Source organism: Pseudoalteromonas lipolytica (genome assembly GCF_900116435.1).
Lineage (GTDB): Bacteria > Pseudomonadota > Gammaproteobacteria > Enterobacterales > Alteromonadaceae > Pseudoalteromonas > Pseudoalteromonas lipolytica.
Genome location: NZ_FPAZ01000007.1, coordinates 33621 through 49381, shown reverse-complemented (window position 1 = coordinate 49381; position 15761 = coordinate 33621). Strand labels below are relative to the sequence as shown.

11 protein-coding genes are annotated in these 15761 nt (G+C 43.1%); 5 read left to right on the top strand and 6 right to left on the bottom strand.

The window, feature by feature from the left end; translation table 11 throughout:
* The first annotated feature begins 72 nt into the window (after positions 1-72).
* On the top strand, positions 73-1653 hold the full coding sequence (locus BM378_RS08615; protein WP_206770716.1) for an L-lactate permease: 1581 nt from the start codon (positions 73-75) through the stop codon (positions 1651-1653).
* A 78-nt stretch (positions 1654-1731) separates the two neighbouring features.
* Here the strand turns inward: BM378_RS08615 and BM378_RS08610 are convergent, their stop codons facing one another.
* Positions 1732-3657 carry a phytase gene (locus BM378_RS08610; RefSeq protein ID WP_074988991.1) on the bottom strand — a complete coding sequence of 642 codons (1926 nt, stop codon included), beginning with the start codon at positions 3655-3657 and terminating at the stop codon, positions 1732-1734.
* Positions 3658-3715: 58 nt separating this feature from the next.
* Positions 3716-6016 (bottom strand): TonB-dependent receptor plug domain-containing protein, encoded by a 2301-nt coding sequence (locus BM378_RS08605; RefSeq protein ID WP_074988990.1) that lies wholly within the window; start codon positions 6014-6016, stop codon positions 3716-3718.
* Positions 6017-6300: 284 nt separating this feature from the next.
* On the opposite strand from BM378_RS08605, the gene BM378_RS08600 reads away from it, so the two are divergent.
* The 4 genes from BM378_RS08600 (at position 6301) to BM378_RS08585 (ending at position 10897) form a co-directional block, all read left to right on the top strand.
* Positions 6301-7218, top strand: a complete 918-nt coding sequence (locus BM378_RS08600; protein ID WP_036966826.1) for a GGDEF domain-containing protein — start codon at positions 6301-6303, stop codon at positions 7216-7218.
* Positions 7202-8200, top strand: coding sequence for a helix-turn-helix transcriptional regulator (locus BM378_RS08595; protein ID WP_074988989.1), 999 nt, complete (start codon positions 7202-7204; stop codon positions 8198-8200). Before BM378_RS08600 ends, BM378_RS08595 begins: the two co-directional genes overlap by 17 nt.
* Before the next feature lie 155 nt (positions 8201-8355).
* Positions 8356-9708, top strand: a complete 1353-nt coding sequence (locus BM378_RS08590; protein ID WP_074988988.1) for a magnesium transporter — start codon at positions 8356-8358, stop codon at positions 9706-9708.
* 286 nt (positions 9709-9994) lie between these two features.
* Positions 9995-10897 carry a tetratricopeptide repeat protein gene (locus tag BM378_RS08585; protein ID WP_074988987.1) on the top strand — a complete coding sequence of 301 codons (903 nt, stop codon included), beginning with the start codon at positions 9995-9997 and terminating at the stop codon, positions 10895-10897.
* 3 nt (positions 10898-10900) lie between these two features.
* Here BM378_RS08585 and BM378_RS08580 read toward each other — a convergent pair whose 3' ends face one another.
* From BM378_RS08580 to BM378_RS08565, 4 genes are all read right to left on the bottom strand, one after another.
* Positions 10901-11449, bottom strand: coding sequence for a hypothetical protein (locus BM378_RS08580; protein WP_074988986.1), 549 nt, complete (start codon positions 11447-11449; stop codon positions 10901-10903).
* 139 nt (positions 11450-11588) lie between these two features.
* Complete coding sequence (locus BM378_RS08575; protein ID WP_074988985.1) at positions 11589-14108, bottom strand: TonB-dependent receptor plug domain-containing protein; 2520 nt, start codon at positions 14106-14108, stop codon at positions 11589-11591.
* Between the two features lie 136 nt (positions 14109-14244).
* Positions 14245-15225 carry a GGDEF domain-containing protein gene (locus BM378_RS08570; protein ID WP_074988984.1) on the bottom strand — a complete coding sequence of 327 codons (981 nt, stop codon included), beginning with the start codon at positions 15223-15225 and terminating at the stop codon, positions 14245-14247.
* Between the two features lie 149 nt (positions 15226-15374).
* Complete coding sequence (locus BM378_RS08565; protein WP_065978591.1) at positions 15375-15752, bottom strand: DP-EP family protein; 378 nt, start codon at positions 15750-15752, stop codon at positions 15375-15377.
* Positions 15753-15761: the final 9 nt, after the last annotated feature.

The window sequence follows — 15761 nt, the reverse complement described above, 5'->3', positions numbered from 1 at the left end:
TCGTGCCTATAAATTTAGTTATTCTGTCTATACTTAGCGGGTAATGGACGCTAATTATAGACAGGATATATCATGAATACCTTTGTGGCTGCGTTGCCCATTTTTTTACTCATATGGATGATGGTTAAGCGCAGTCCCGTGCCTTCTTATGTTGCACTCCCTGTGTCGGCATTGGCTGGTGTGCTGCTTCAGTTATTTTATTTTCAAGCCGACCCTCGTTTACTTCTCGCCAACTCCTTTATGGGCATGTTGTCGGTACTGACCCCTATTTCAATTATCGCCGGGGCAATTTTACTTAATCGGATGTTAGCGGTGTCGGGTGGTGAAACCACGATTAAGCATTGGTTAGAGTCGATTAGCGGTAATCACGTTGCGCAGTTAATGATTATAGGGTGGGCGTTTGCATTTATGCTCGAAGGCGCGTCGGGGTTTGGCACCCCCGCGGCAATTGCGGCACCTATTTTAGTCGGGCTTGGCTTTTCGCCTTTTAAAGTGATTGTGTTTACGCTTATTTTAAACTCGATTCCTGTGTCGTTTGGGGCTGTGGGAACGCCAACGTGGTTTGGTTTTTCGGCACTTTCGTTAAACGAGCAACAGGTGTTGGCTATCTCTCAGTGGACAGCGCTGTGTCATGTGGTTGCCGCTTTGGTGATACCCATGATTGCGCTGTGTTTAGTATTGCCTTTTCACACGGTGCGCAAAAACAGCGTTTTTGTTTATTTAAGTGTGCTGTCATGTGTTTTACCTTATTGGTTGTTTGCGCAGTGGAATTACGAGTTTCCATCACTCATTGGCGGAGCAGTGGGGTTATTGGTGACTATATTTTTGGCAAAAAAGGGCATTGGACTGGTTAAGTCACAACAGCCCCCCGTCTCTAATAAGCCAATAGATGGCAAGGCGTTATTCTTGGCTTTTTTTCCGCTTGTGTTATTGATTTTGGTGCTTGTGCTGACGCGTATTCATCAGTTAGGTATTAAAGCACTTTTAAATGATGAAACCGTTTGGTTGAGTATTCATTTAGGATTTGCCCAATTTGAGCTCAGTAAAGCACTGATAATATCGTTGCATGAGCTGTTCGGTACAGCCGTTAGTTGGTCATATAAAACCTTGTTTGTGCCAGCACTGATCCCGTTTGTGTTGGTGGTATTGGTGAGTGTTCCGCTGCTTAAGATGAATAAAAAGCAGGTGTCGCACATGGTTCATGACACCTTAAGCCGAATTGCATTGCCTTGTGTGGCATTAATTGGCGCGTTAGTGATGGTGAATGTGTTAATGCAAGGAGGGCATAAGGCGCCGATATTTTATATCGCCAATACGTTTGCTAATTTAACCGGTGAGCATTGGGTGTTATTTGCATCATACCTTGGTGCGCTAGGTACGTTTTTTTCGGGGTCTGCGACAGTTTCTAATCTTACTTTTGGGGGGATTCAATATGGTATTGCCCAACAGGTTGGGTTATCAGAAACCTTAGTGCTGGCTCTTCAATCGACAGGAGCGGCAATGGGCAACATGATTTGTATCAGCAACATTATTGCTGTGGCCAGTATTGTTGGGGTGAACAATCAAGAAGGCCCCGTGCTTAAAAAAACCTTTTTCCCAATGCTGATTTATGGGGCGCTGGTGGGCTGTTTTAGTTACCTGTTTTATCGCTAAGGTAATGCCACAGGTCGCCTTACTTAATAAAAAAGGTGTTGAGATAAGCCCAACACCTTAGCGGAGTCACTTTAGCGGTTATTTCAGCGCTTTTTTCACTTCACGCCAGTCAATAATCTTAAAGTTTTGCGGTGCTTGTGGCATGCGGTTATAGCCATCTTGCACAATTAACACTCCTTCAGGATAGCCCGGCAGAGGGGTTGCTGTGACCGTTAATCCGTCGGTTTCTGAAACGCCGTCAATGGCACGTTCAAGGTTATTACTAATTGCGAATTTACCAGCAAATTCAAGGCGTGGCACGTTGCCGTCGATGATTTTATACAGCACATAGCTGTTATCTCCTTGACTAGACACGACTAAATAACGCGTATCTGTGGCGTGATAAATTTCCATGCCTTCTATGTCATCAACCAACATGTCGTTGATTGTTTGTAACATCACGGGCTGTGTGCCTGCTGTTGGTTCAGCGCCAATAAACCAAATACCTTCGTCTTCTTCACCTAAAAAGAGTTCCCCGGTTTTATCATCCGCGCTGCAACCCTCTGGTTGGCTCGGTACATTAAATTCTCGCACCAGCTTGGCATTAACTGAGGTGGCGTTACCGGTTAATTTGTACTGTTGAAATAGCCCCGATTTATCATTCATGAACACGTAGTTACCCGTGGATGATGAATACATACACATACCGTAAATCTCAGTCAGTGTGGTTGGCAATTCGGCTAAGTGTTGCACCTTGTTTTGTGTATCAACGGTATACACACTGATACTGTTATGAGTGCGGTTACTGCCGGTGATCCACGTATGGGCTGGGTTATCAATGCTATTATTCTGGCGTACATCAACGTTATTTAAACGGCCCGTTTCTAATGCTTGAAGCTCGTTCCCTGCAAGGTTATACACCATTAAACCGCGGCGTTTATCAGTGCCAAGAATTAAGCTGTGCGCTTTATCATGTGTGTTGATCCATATTGCAGGATCGTCAGCGGCGTCTCCAAAAGCTCGCACAGCATCTGTTTGCGCTTGTGCGGTAATGTAAGTGACCGCCTGTTTGGTAGGTTTTACCTGTTCTTGATACGGCGTGTTGATGAAGCCTTTTACATAATGCCCCGATTCATCATCGTAAAAAACAATATCAGCTTTGGTGTTGTTAAAGTGGACCGCTGCTGATTCGAGTGCTAAGTCACCTGCAAATTGCCAGCTGCTGAAGCGTTTATCTTTGCTCTCATAGCGATGTAGCGTGTTATCTTCAGTGGTTGTAAACCACAGGCTGCCATCGCTTGTCGTGCTTAAGCCGCCAATCTCAGGAACCAAGTTGCCAAATGGGGCCATAAGTGCGACAGGCGTTTTATCTGCACGCGACTCGGCATCGGCATTAATTCGCCAAATACCCACCTCTCCCTCACTTAAGTAAAGGGTTTTATTGTGATCGTCGACCGCACAGCCAGATGTGTCACTTATTCCTGCAAATTCACGTAATTCAAGGTTTAAAGGGTGATTGTTTTTGACATCATAAACCAAGGTTTCGCGAATAAGGCCGCGCGCATCACTCACAAACGCCGACACCGCGTGTGTGGTTGAGTTTGAAAATAAACACACCGCTTCGGGTTTCGCTTTTGGTGGCGTAATTCTGCTTAACGTTTTTAATTGCCATTGGGCATCTTTTTGAAGTTTAAATATAACGGCTTGGTCTGTTTCATTGTCAATACTTGCGACAAGGTAGTGGCCGTTATCAAGCGCCTTCACCGACAAGGTTTCAAAGTTACCGCTTTGTAAAGTATGGCTGTTGCCCATTTCATCAATGAGTTGTAACCCTTGGCTTTCTGAGCTTATTAACCATGTGTTATTGGTGAGTGCTGCTGCTTGTGAACCTTGTACATTTTCAGTGGGTCCAAATGCGCGAACCTGATTAGCACTGTCGACAGGGGCGTTTGTTTGGCTACAAGCCGCCACTGTACTGAGCAAAATAGCACTGGCGATAAGGTTAAATGATTGTGTGATATTCATGTGATTTCCCAAGATAAAACAAGGCAGCAATGAGCTGCCTTAAAACGGTCTATTAAAATTAAAATGCGTAACGCAGCATTAATTGAATAACAGGCCCTGCTTCTTCAGACTCCAGCTCATACTCGTCAAAGTCACGGTTGACTTGATCATCAAGCGTATCGAATTTGTTGAACGTTTCGTCTTTGCTTGCATCGAGCAAATTTGAGCCGACTAATCGTAGGGTGATGTCTTGCCAGCGTTTTTCTACGAATACCTCAAGGTCGGCTCCGTAGTGTGTTGTTACTTCTTCACCCACTATGCGGCCATACGCATCGCCTTGTTTACGGTATGTGGCACCAAATGAAGCGCCCAGATCTGGTAAGTCTTGAATAAAGCCAACGTTAAATACGTAGTCAGATTGGTCATTAAACTTACGTGAACCAAAATTGTCATTAACGTCAGAGTCAAGCCATGAATAGTTAAAGAAAATCCCTGTATTTGGCATACTTAAGGCTGTTAAAGGTGTTGATAAATCAAGCTCAATCCCTTTTACATTACCATCACCGGTGTTGCGCGGTTGCAAAATATAGGTGCCTTCGCCTTCAGAACCTTGTTGGCTGGTATTGGCAACTTCAATTAAGTCACTTACATCACGGTAGAACACGTTAACACCCACTACACCGCTTTTACCTAACCGGTATTCGTAGCCAAGATCCATCCCCCACGATGATTCGGGTTGTAGGTCTGGATTACCTAAAAAGTCGTTATCACCCAGCTCTTTTTCAAGCAGAGCAGGGGTAATGTAGTCAAAATCTGGGCGACGTAAGCTACGAGCCACAGAGGCGCTAACACGGCCGTTTTCAGAAACGTTGTAGCGTAAGTGGGCCGATGGTAAGAAAAAATCGTAATCATTCTTCGCCGTCACATCATTGACATTATCCGTGATGGTTGAGTCGGTTGTTTCGTAGCGTACCCCCATTTCCCACGAGAAATCTTGGTCTTCGTGTTTGATGAGTGCGAATACATCTAGACGGTCTTCTTTAAGCTTATTTACACCCCCCGCGGCGGCTTCAAATTCATTGTTAAAGCCGGCAAGTGACAGTGGGTTTTGACTAAATTGATCCCAACTTGCAAAACTTTGCTCATTTTCATCTTCTGCTTGATAAACCGCTGTATCACGCTCTTTACCTTGCACAAATGCACCAAACTGAATGGTTTTATTTTCACCAGCAAATAGGCTATGTTGCCATTGCAGTGACCACTCTTTATCGTCGATATCAACGGTTTCTTCCTCTTCTTCGAACACCATTGGGAGTTCTGAGGTATCAATTTCGACCTCTTGCTCGTAGACCGACTCTTCGAAGCGGGCATAACCTACTTTAAATTTACTGGTGCCACCAAATAGCGGTAACTCGTACCCAGAGTTAATGTTGTAGTTAGTTTGATCAATGAAAGACACATTGGCGTTATCGGTTTCGAGGTTTCCGCCTTCTACAATTGCGTTACTTGTTGCTGTTGGGTCATCGTATTCAAATGAGCGTTCATCTTCAGTCCGGTCGGTATCAACCCAAATGGCACTGATGTCAAACTTGCTGCCATTATCAAAGGCAATTTCGTAACTGGCATTCAGTGACGTGTCGTCGCCATCGCGAATATCAGATTGATCTTCGCGGTTATCAAATTCTTCAGTTTTGTAATTTTCGTTGTTTTCAGGGCTGTCGCCATACCGCAAGCTAGATTTTTGTTTTGGGTTATAGCGTCCTTGTAAGTTTGCGCCAAGTAACAAACGCCCACCGGCAAATTCAGTACCGTACACACCTGCAAAGCTTTCTTTTAATTCGCCGTCGTCGTAACGCAGGCCGCCAGCACGAATATAACCACCGTCTAAGCTGTAGCCATCACGCAGAACAATATTAAGCGTTCCTGCAATTGCATCGGCAGAACGATTAGCACTTGAAGCGCGAATGATTTCTACACGCTCGATCAGTTCAGCAGGAATGCGGTCAACAAAGAATGAGCGATCAGCGCCTGCCCCTGGTACTTCTTCACCATTAATAAGTACTTTAGTGTAAGCAGGGCTCAAGCCACGCATACGGGCGCCATCTGACTCTAATACGTCAGATAAAAATGTCACACTAGGAACACGTTTTAAAGCATCACCAGCGGTAAGAGGCTCAAAACGTTGAAAATACTCTTGTGAGTATTCAAGGGTTGGGGCCAGCTCTTGTGAACGGTTGCGATAACCTATTTCACCATACACAACGAGCTCTTCTGATACTTTTACTTTCTTTTCATTGTTGGTGTCTGACTCTTGTGCAAAGGCACCGAATTGACATAAGGCGAGGGCGCTTACAAGTGCCTTCGTTTTAAACTGTTTCATGGATTTGCTCCTACTTGTCCTTGGTTTGGTGAGCAAAGTACCCAGCTTAAATGACGCAAATGTGACAGAAAACCGCTGGCAGCCTTTAAAAACAAGCTATTAGAGGCGTTTATAAAGCATTTTGAGCTGTAATCACCCCGCTTAATCAAGGTAAATACAGTGATTAAAGTCATCAAAAAGGGGGGAGTGTCGTTTTGCTGTCACATCATTGAGCTAATATGACCCTGCTGCTAAAAATGCGAACGGGTTAGCATGGCAGCATGATTCATAGTTAGGTGTCTTTCATGCGATTTAATCCTTTTATTCATCATCGGTTTTTAACAAATGCGGTTATAGCGCTATTTGTGAGCGCTTTTATCCTCAGTGCATATGACGGAGAGCGAAAAGCGCTGGCCGACATATCATGGCTGGATATTGTCGGCGAGGGCGGCATTGTGATGATGACGCTAACATGGATATTTGCACTGCTCATTTCGAGACCCCCCGGAAAAGTCACCTGCTTTTTAGTGTTAGGGCTTGGTCTTTTTATGTTTTCGGCCTCGCTGGACTTATTTGATGAATGGTTACATCAGCCAACAAATACGTGGCTAAGTCTGATTGAGTCTTTACCTGCCCCCATTGGTATGGTTTTCACAAGCCTAGGTTTGTATCAATGGCATCAAGAGCAGTTTGTGCTTAATCGTCAGTTAAAGCGCCGTGAAGCAATGCACCGTGAGCATGAATTAGTGTGCTCAATTACTGGGCTTTATAAAGCCGATTACTTACAAACGGTGTTAAAAGAGCAGTTGAATGAGTCGCAGCCGTTGCAACTTGCGGCTATTGATATTCGTGGATTTGCCGATTTTAATGCCGAGTTTGGTTTTATCGAAGGTGACAGGTTACTGCGAGAAGTCAGTGAGCTTATGATAATGAATTGTCGTCTTACGGATGTGGTATGTCGCTATGCGGGTGATTGTTTTATGGTGCTAATGCCAAACACCACCGCGTTACAAGGCAAAGAGCTGGTGGCACAAATATCTTCGGCACTGAGTCACTGCGCATTTAAGGTTGAGGGCGAAAAACACGCGAAGTTTCAGCATGCAACCGTTGCGTTAGTGGGCAGTGAGCAAGGAGATACAGCACACTGTTTGAGCGCGCGTTTACACGCCGCATTACAACAACAAAAACAACACAGAGTCAGCCATTGTGAAGCAGTATCTTAATCAAGATGATAAGTATCTAACCGCGCAAGGTCTGATTACGACTCTGGTAGAGCTTGCTCTAAGTCGCGGTATTGGTTTACATAAATTACTCAGAGGCACGGGGGTATTTGAGCAAGACTTAATGAGTGTACAGCATCAGTTTAGTCTCTCTCAGCAATTGCGTTTATTGATGCAGTTTAAGCTGTTAATGAAATCGGCCGACAGTGGCTTTTTGTTAGGTAGCCAACTTGCTAATGACACCTCGGTTGTGGCGCAAGGTGTTTTGCAAAGTTTGAGCATTGGTCAAGCTCTAAAGCAACTAGACGCCTTGCGTATGCAACTTGCTCCGCTGTTATTTAGCCACAGTTATGTGCATAACGAGCAGTATTATATTGAGTTGCAAAATGCTGTGGGTCTTGATGATGAAATGAGCCAATATGTGCTCGAAATTTACAGTGCTGCATTTTATCAAACGCTTAAAAAAGTGGCTGGCGAGCGGGTGCCATGTCAGTTTGATTTCGCTTATAAACGGGCAAGGCACAGCCAAGAGTATGAGCAACATTTAGGGCTAAACGTTGCGTTTGAACAGCCCATTACTCGCTGGGTATTAAGCAAACAAGCATTAAGGCTTACAAACCCTACCTTTAGTAGTTTTCGCTTTTCACAAGTTAACTCTCAATTGGCAACATTAAACACAGCAAACAGCACCTTTGTTGAAGCGGTGAGCAGAGTCATTTATCAAAACCCAGCGCTTAATTTAGAACAAGTCGCAAGCCAGTTTGCAATGAGCTCAGCGACGTTTAAGCGAAAGTTAAAAGCTCACGGTGTACGTTTTTCAGCGTTGTATGAAGAACAAAGTAAACGCAAAGCCATATACTTACTGACTATGCGTGAACAATGTAATGAGCAGGTCGCAATGCGCTTATCGTTTTATGATATTGCTAATTTCAGGCGCGCGTTTAAGCGCTGGACTGGGCTTACCCCAAGTCAGTTGAAGGTATAAGCCGGTATTTCGTTATAAAGATTAATAAGGTATACAGCGAAAAGTTAATGCACATGACTGAGATGATACAAGGAAAAATAAATCAATGATGGGGCAGTTATTTTAATAAAGCTGCGTTAGACTGTTGTTATTGATGTATTTAACCGAGCTCTTAGATGATTGAGTATCCTGTTGATCAACTTCCACAACTCATTGATGAGTTGCTTCAGTGTGACACCACAACGCGAAAAAATAAGTTACTTGCCGACGCCAAAGAAAAACTGTCGACAGAACATCTCTCGCTGCTGTTTGAAGCATTACCCAAAGAACAACGATTAGAAATTTGGCAACTGCTTGACGAAGACACACAGCATGAAATCTTCATTAATTTGGGGGGAGACAGCTGTCGGTGGTTATTACAAAGTTTAGACGAAGCGCAAGGGTTTAAATTACTTGATGAAGTGAGCGTAGAAGAGCTACTCGAACTTGAAGAAATTATTCCAGAGCGTTTTGTTGATTATGCGCGTCGCCAGCTTGATGAAGTACAAACAAAGCGTTACGAACTTGCTCAGCAGTATAACCCTGAGCAACTAGGACACTGGTTAGACTTTGATGCGTTAAAAGTGTCAGAAAAGCAGACGGTGGCGGGCGCTCGTAAAATTTTGCAAAAAGGCTTGCCGCAATACACCGAAGTAATTTATTTGGTAAGTCGTAAAGGCACGTTGATTGGTGAAGTGCCTGTAAATGCCTTATTTAAAGCCAATGATTCCGATACCTTATTAGAGCATGCAAATCTAGATACATCAGCATTACATGCTGATGATGACTTATATGAAGCGGCAGAGGTGGTGATCCACAGTGAAAAAATGGCGATGCCAGTGGTGAATGCCGACAATAAGTTATTAGGGCGTCTAGCGGTGTCATCGGCCTATGAATTACGCCAAGAAGTGACCGACGAAGCCGCTGCGAAAGCGGGTGGTCTACGTGAAGACGAAGACCTGTTCTCAAGTGTCACTAAATCAGCGAAAAACCGCGGTATTTGGTTAGGCATTAACTTAGCGACTGCATTTTTAGCATCTTGGTTTATTGGTTTGTTTGGTGCCACGATTGAGCAAGTCGTGGCACTTGCGGTATTGATGCCAGTGGTTGCGTCGATGGGAGGCATTGCAGGTAGCCAAACATTGACCGTGATTGTGCGCGGTTTAGCGCTTGGACAGGTTACCGACTCTAACCGCAGAGCTTTATTGCAAAAGGAGCTTAGGGTAGGGGCATTAAATGGCTGTGTATGGGCATTGGTGATTGGTGTACTCACTTATTTTTGGTTTAACGACGGGATGTTAAGTGTGACTATCACTATTGCCATTTTACTTAATTTAGTGGCTGCCTCGCTGTCTGGCGTTGTGATACCGTCTATTCTAGATAAGCTTAAAATTGATCCTGCATTGTCTGGTTCTGTAATTTTAACCACGGTGACAGATATTGTTGGTTTTGTGACCTTTCTCGGGTTAGGAAGCCTGTTGCTACTATAAATCACAGTGAAGCCAGTAGTTCTTCATACTTATTGGCTTCTATTTAACGGTATCAGTGGATACGTTGTTTACTTATCTTGTGTAAAACTGAAAATTGATACTAATAATTTTTGTATATAAAACGGATACTTAGGGTTAGAGCAGTCTACAATAATACGCAATTTAGCCAATGGGTATAATAAACACGCGATTGCACGTTAAAATTATCAAACACGTCAAAAAGAACTGTCATAAAGTATTACTTTTTGTTATTTTTTTGGTTGTGTTCTCACTGAGATGTTAGTGAATGAAGAAAACGTTAACCTTATTGTTAGGCTTCGGCTGTTTTTATGCAGCCGCGTCTGAAAATTTTAGCGATCACGAGGTATATTGCGCTCAGCAGTCGCAGGTAAGCTGCTTAGACTTCATTGATCAGCAATTAGCCAGTGCGCAGCTTTATTCTGATAAATGGTATGAGATAAAGTCATACCAATTTGATTATTATTACGACAAACTGGCTTATCAAACGTTAAAAGACAGTACCGAACCTTTTATTGAAAAATCCGATTTACCCATCGTATTTCAAGTCCAAGTGTATTTTTACTATGCTAAATCAATGCACTATTTAGGTGACTATGAAACGGGTCGTAAATACGCAACGAAAGCCTTTGATAAACTACAAGCCATTTATGACTCGTTTGGTAACCCTATGCGTATGGTCGAATTGGCTAACTTACAGCATGTGTTTGGCAACAAAGAAACTGCTTTGCATATTCTTGATAGAGCTGAGCGTCGTTTTGGTAAAAGTAAAGATCCTATTTTTCATTTTGAGCTGGCGTCAAACAAAGCAAATGTGTTCCATTCGTTAGGCGATATTGAGCGCGCTTTGGTTAGTCGGGTTTCTGCGGTTGAATGGATTTTGAAAACTGACCATAGCCGAAAAATATCAGTGGCAATGGGGAATCTAGCCCGCACTCATCAATTATTGTCACAATACGATAAAGCAAATCACTTTTATGTCGAGTCGCTAAACTACATGGACGCGAAGTCAGACCGACTTGTAATAGCAATCTATAAACTTCGTTTGGCACAAATTCACTGGCAAGCGGGTAACCGAGCTCAAGCTGCACATTGGTTTAAGCAAGTGCATAAAGAAGACATTCGCCCATCTCATGCCAAACTTTATACACAGCTCAAAACGCAGCTTTAGGCTTTATATAGTGTAAAAACACCCCGGTTTTTCAGTTTCACCCGGCGCTAAAATTTGCAAATGGGTCGTCTCATTTTGCTCCATCATTGGTTTCATAGCCTCATCAAATAACGTGGCAGCTTTTTCCATGTGCTTAGCTTGTTCATCTAACGCTTTGAAATCGGCATCATGCGAGGCGATTAATTCATCAAGCTGTTTAGTTAGTTTATCTTGTTCTTTTAACAGACTTTTATTTATTCTAAGGTGGTTTTCATCTTCGACCACAGCTTTATTTGTAATCGCTTCTATTTGCTGTGAATAGGCCGTGACTTGCTCTTCCATGTCGCTTAGTGGCAACTCCAGTGATTCAAGCTTTTCTTGTTCACGTTTTAATTGTTGATAGGCGGCAATTTGCTCGTTGTTTAACGTGCCTTCATGAACTTTTTTACAGTCTTTAAACGTGATAACACGGTAGTTGTTATCGTCAATAGTCGTGCTTGCGCTTGAAAGGCCAATACAGGCTGTGGTGGCTGCGGCTAATAGAGCTGATGTCGTAATGCGTACTAAATTCATGATGCTGTCCTAATGGGTTAAGTTATTAAGTTAGTCGCAGCAGGTCTGAAAAAAGTTGGTTACAAGCGAGATATTTTTACTCGCGGGCTTTACTTACAAAGTAGGACGCGGTGCCAGCCTAAGCCAGCACCGCTTATTTTTAGAAGCTATAGGTGATGTTTCCGTAGATAAAACGGCCATCTAAGCTATAAGGTGTGAATGCACTGTAGGTGAAAATTTGATTAAAGTCGCTGTAGCCTATATTGCTAACAGTATCTTGTGGATACTGATCAAATAAGTTGTTTGCGCCAACAGCAAATTTCCACTGTTCAGATGGGCGGTACGCGACTTCTAAGTCCGTGATCCATTTTGCATCAATGACTTCATCACCTTCTGGTGTGCTTGATGTATCCACAACTTCACCATAACGCGTAGCACGTAATGTTGTTTGAAAGTTTTCAAAGTCCCAGGTTGCCGACAAGTTCCACTTATCTGCTGGCGTACCATCTTCAAAGCGGGTGATTTCACGGCGTGCAAAGTACTCGTAGCTGTCACCAAGCGCTTCCAGCTCAGCGGGGTTTTCTTTAACATGAGTCACTTCAGTATCATTAAAGTTAACAGCCGCACTTAAGCGTAAATCGCCGTAGCTTTCTAAGCCTAATGAATAGGTTGCAACAATATCGACACCTTGCGTACGTGAATCAATGGCATTGGTAAAGTAGCGAACACTTTGAGTATTAACTTCGCCAGCTTCGGCTAAAATAGCTTCTACTTCTGGGCCGCTTAAATTTTCAGACAAGACGATACGGTCATCAATGTCAATGCGATACGCATCAAGTGTTAAACTAAAACCGCCTTGCGTAAAGATAAAGCCTGCAGTCATGTTGACTGATTCTTCTGCATCAAGGTCACGAGCACCCAGTGCTTTTGCGGCAGGTTCATCAACAGGGAACAAACCAACTTCACTTGGAATACCATTTTCAAACACTGTGCTTACCGATTTGTAAGACGTTTGTGCAAGTGATGGTGCTCTAAATCCTGTGCTGATTGCACCGCGTAGCGACAGTGATTCATTAATGCTGTAACGCGAAGCCAGTTTCGATGTAAAGGTACTGCCAAAGTCACTGTAATCTTCAAAGCGACCCGCAAGAACCACATTCCAGTCGGTTGTTAGGTACGTATCAAACTCAGCAAATACCGCGACATTATGGCGGCTCTTGTCGGTGGCACTTTCTGGTGAAAAGCCCGCTAAAACTTGTGCGCCACCCGCCGCAACAGGGTTGCCTTCTTCATCAAGTACAGTGATGTAAGAGGCTTTTTCACCTGCTTTGATTCGGTAGTTTTCGTGGCGGTATTCAGCGCCAATTGTCACAAATACATCGTCGGGTAAACCTAAATCAAGGGTATTGCTGGCATCCATGTTAACGAGGTATTGCTCGTAGACAAGCGCACCGTTATCAAACTCAGTTGGGCTATTTACACCCATTGAGGTGTTCAAGCTATTGCTTACCCCTAACGCAAAGTCATTACGACCATAATTGCTGCTTATATCCCATGCCCAGTCATTGGTTTCGCCGTTAAGGCCAATAGCAAATGAGTAGTCATCTACGTCGGTATCAATTTCTGGTAAGAAACCGTCTGGGTAAACCTCAGTTAAGTTACGAGAGTCTTTGGCACGACGGTAAAAACCCGCTGAGTTACCTTTACGGTTTGAGTAACTGGCAAATGAGTAAAGTGATAGCGAGTTATCAAACTCGTAACCTAGGTTATAAAACACAGCAATATCTTCGATATCAGCTTTACCAAAACGGTGGTTGTAGCGGTCAAAGTCAAACTCACGTGGGTCTAGGTTACCGTTTGCATCGCGGCTATATTGCTCTCGCTGGTCAATACCTGAGCGGTTGGTTGGCTCGTTATTGCGCGATTCAACTGAAATATTAATAAAGCCATTATCTGCAAATGAAAAACCCGCATTAGCGCTTGCGGTGCGTGAAATACCATCGTTTAATTTACGGTCAGCGCCTTTTGCAAAGCTTAAGTTGCCTTCGCTGTCTGTGCCTGTGCTTAATAACTGTGGCGAGCCTGCCATTTGCGTGTCGTACTCACCATAGGTGTAGCTTACACTACCGCCTTCATCGGCATCTTTTAGTACAATGTTAATTACACCAGCAATGGCATCGGAGCCATACTGTGCCGCTGCGCCATCACGCAGTACTTCTACGCGCTTAATCGCAGAGGTAGGAATATTATTTAAATCAACTGCCGTTGAACCACGACCCACTGTGCCACCTAAATTTAATAGTGCACCCGCATGACGGCGTTTACCGTTGACTAATACCAGTGTGTGATCAGGTGCAAGGCCACGTAATACAGCAGGTTTAGCGTGGTCTGTACCATCAGCAAGGGTCGCACTTGGGTAGTTGAAGCTTGGTAATTGAGAGGCCAGTACTTGGCTAATTTCAAGCTGACCTGTGCTTGCTAAGTCGCGGCTTGTTAATAAATCAACCGGTACTGTACTTTCAGACAGGCTACGTAAACTACGACGTGTGCCCGTCACTGAAATAACTTCAATGTCTTTTGCTGTATTTTCAGCAGGTTGCTCAGCAGCGATTGCAGTCACTGATGCAGCAAGCGTACTTGCAATTGCAAGTTGCAAAGGTAATTTGTTGAATAATGCCATTGTTGATTCCCATCTGACTTATCTATTTTAGCGCAGTGTAAAATGCAAAGTGGGAACAAACAAATAATATTAAAGTATAGTATATGCGTAACTAATACGACTTGTTAACTAGGTTTTTAGTTTGTTAATTAAGTGTTTATAGGCTCGTGCTAATTTTATTTCTGCCTTCTGTCTTTGCACGATATAACGCGGTGTCGGCTGCACAAATAAGCGCTTCTGATGTGCGATATTGATTATTATATTCACATGCAATACCTTGGCTTACACTTATTCTAAAGTCGCTCGGTAAACCAATGTCGGTAAATAGCGTATTATTTATTTTAATTTGAATATGTTTAGCGATGGCCTCTGCGGTGTCTTTTTGGCAGCGAGGTAATATAATGGCGAATTCTTCGCCACCATAACGCGCAGCTAAACAATCGCGAGAAGGCAATGATTCGGCAATTATACTCGCGACTTTTTGTAAGCATTTATCGCCTTTAACATGACCGAATCGGTCATTAAATAATTTAAAATAATCAATGTCGATTAATATAGTACTAATCGCTTGATTAGTTTGTACGCTTTCTTGCCAATGTTTTTTTAATGACTCTTCTAATGTAAGGCGGTTTGCAAGACCGGTTAAATGGTCAGTGGTGGCTTGTTTAACTAAGCGATTATATTGCTCTTTGTGTGATGATAAATCATGTAATACACAAATAAATAAGTTTTCTGCAATAGCTATATTTTTTGGCAAGCTTGAAATACATAAATCCGCTTCAAGGGTTTTACTATCGGCACGGTTAATTTTAACTTCGTTTGGCCCAAGGCTAATGGGCGAGTCTTTATGGTCTAACCAACTGAGTAGGGTATACATGTATTTGTCACGGTCGGTGTCGTGTAGGTAATGTAACAGGTTTTGACCGATTAACGCTTCTTGGTTATCACCTAAAAGTTGTGCCGCCATCGGGTTTGCAAATTCAAACGTGCCTTGACCATTAATGATAAACACTCCCTCAGGAATGTTCTGAAACATTTGTACAATTAGTGCAAGTTGCTCTGAATTGATAGACTGCGACAGTGCATTTTTCACTTCTGATTTAGCAGTGCTTGGTTGTTCATTTTTGTTAGTAGACACGTTCGTTTCCTTTTTGCCGATGCAAACGATTTTGGTGTCTATAAAGTTACTTAAAAAAGTGCAAATTAACCTTCCGGTAATCTTCTGGTTTTAAGTTATTGTTTATAAGTAGTAAAAGGCTCCTTGATGGAGCCTTATGTGGGTGTTGTTTAGTTTTCTTTTTCATTGTTTACTTGCGGATCGGCACTTTCATAACTTATGCCATTGCACTCTACAGTGAAAACCATACATGCTTTACCGCTATTCTCATCAGAATCTGAAATCTGAATCGTTTGGCCATTATCAGTAACAGAGTGGCTAAAGTCTTGCGCACATTCGCCCTCAATATTTGAAAAGTTAGCACCTGTAAATACAAATCCTGCTGCACTCGTTGCTTCATCTAATGTATAGATACCTAGGCTGTTTCTTTGGTTAACAGTACCGCCACCAGAAACTTGCTGACCGTCTTGGAAGTATGTAAATACAGCTTCATTTTCAGTGTTAAGTGAAACATTCACTGTAAAATTGTAAGTTTGATTTTCGCTCATGTTTTTCCC

Coding starts and splice junctions, on each gene's coding strand:
- BM378_RS08615 (WP_206770716.1), top strand. CDS start 73: ATGAATACCTTTGTGGCTGCGTTGCCCATTTTTTTACTCATATGGATG.
- BM378_RS08565 (WP_065978591.1), bottom strand. CDS start 15,752: ATGAGCGAAAATCAAACTTACAATTTTACAGTGAATGTTTCACTTAAC.
- BM378_RS08610 (WP_074988991.1), bottom strand. CDS start 3,657: ATGAATATCACACAATCATTTAACCTTATCGCCAGTGCTATTTTGCTC.
- BM378_RS08575 (WP_074988985.1), bottom strand. CDS start 14,108: ATGGCATTATTCAACAAATTACCTTTGCAACTTGCAATTGCAAGTACG.
- BM378_RS08600 (WP_036966826.1), top strand. CDS start 6,301: ATGCGATTTAATCCTTTTATTCATCATCGGTTTTTAACAAATGCGGTT.
- BM378_RS08605 (WP_074988990.1), bottom strand. CDS start 6,016: ATGAAACAGTTTAAAACGAAGGCACTTGTAAGCGCCCTCGCCTTATGT.
- BM378_RS08590 (WP_074988988.1), top strand. CDS start 8,356: ATGATTGAGTATCCTGTTGATCAACTTCCACAACTCATTGATGAGTTG.
- BM378_RS08580 (WP_074988986.1), bottom strand. CDS start 11,449: ATGAATTTAGTACGCATTACGACATCAGCTCTATTAGCCGCAGCCACC.
- BM378_RS08585 (WP_074988987.1), top strand. CDS start 9,995: ATGAAGAAAACGTTAACCTTATTGTTAGGCTTCGGCTGTTTTTATGCA.